General features: G+C 54.5%; 2 tRNA genes and 1 rRNA gene. All 3 read left to right on the top strand.

Annotated elements, in window-relative coordinates:
• Positions 1 to 108 (top strand): 5S ribosomal RNA (gene rrf, locus ACFO1S_RS23675); the annotation flags it as partial.
• Between the two features lie 70 nt (positions 109 to 178).
• Positions 179 to 255: transfer RNA gene (locus ACFO1S_RS23670), tRNA-Ile, on the top strand.
• An 88-nt stretch (positions 256 to 343) separates the two neighbouring features.
• Positions 344 to 419, top strand: a tRNA-Ala gene (locus tag ACFO1S_RS23665).
• Positions 420 to 714: the final 295 nt, after the last annotated feature.

The following is a 714-nucleotide window of genomic DNA, read 5'->3' as shown; positions in this document are numbered from 1 at the left end:
GACGGCGGAGGGGTTCCACGCGTACCCATCCCGAACACGACCGTTAAGCCCTCCAGCGCCAATGGTACTTGGACCGCAGGGTCCTGGGAGAGTAGGACGTCGCCAAGCCGGATTTTTCTTCATGTCTAGGGACAATGAAGAAAGCCGAAGAGGGCCCAGCAAAAGCGGGCGCAAATATTGGCCTTTAGCTCAGCTGGTTAGAGCGCACCCCTGATAAGGGTGAGGTCGGTGGTTCGAGTCCACTAAGGCCAACCATCTTAAATATCCCAAGTGATCCGGGGTCCCCGAAAAGTAATCGGAATAACCTTCGGAGGACAGCGTCACTTTTTGGGGAAAATACCATGGGGACTTAGCTCAGCTGGGAGAGCACCTGCCTTGCACGCAGGGGGTCAGCGGTTCGATCCCGCTAGTCTCCACCATGAGACCTTTAGATGAGGCGACTCATCAAGCTTGCACCTTGAAAACTGGATAGCGAAACAAAAGCGCGAAAGAAGAAGAGTATCATCTCAGCCTTACTAGTGTCATCAAGCGTATGGTCTCATACGCAGGCGAGGATGAAACGGCTTTGTTCGACTCGCGGATCAGCGTTACTGCGCCGTCTCTGACGGAGCCTAATAACGATGAGCCGCCGGAGAAACAAAGTCGTTCATCCGAGCCATGGTTAAGCTAATAAGTGCGCACGGAGGATGCCTAGGCGCCAGGAGCCGATGAAGG

This window comes from Cohnella boryungensis (assembly GCF_042651945.1).
In the GTDB taxonomy this organism is placed as follows: Bacteria; Bacillota; Bacilli; order Paenibacillales; family Paenibacillaceae; genus Cohnella; species Cohnella boryungensis.
Note: the sequence above shows the minus strand (reverse complement) of the source record. Positions and strands in the feature narration are given on the sequence as shown.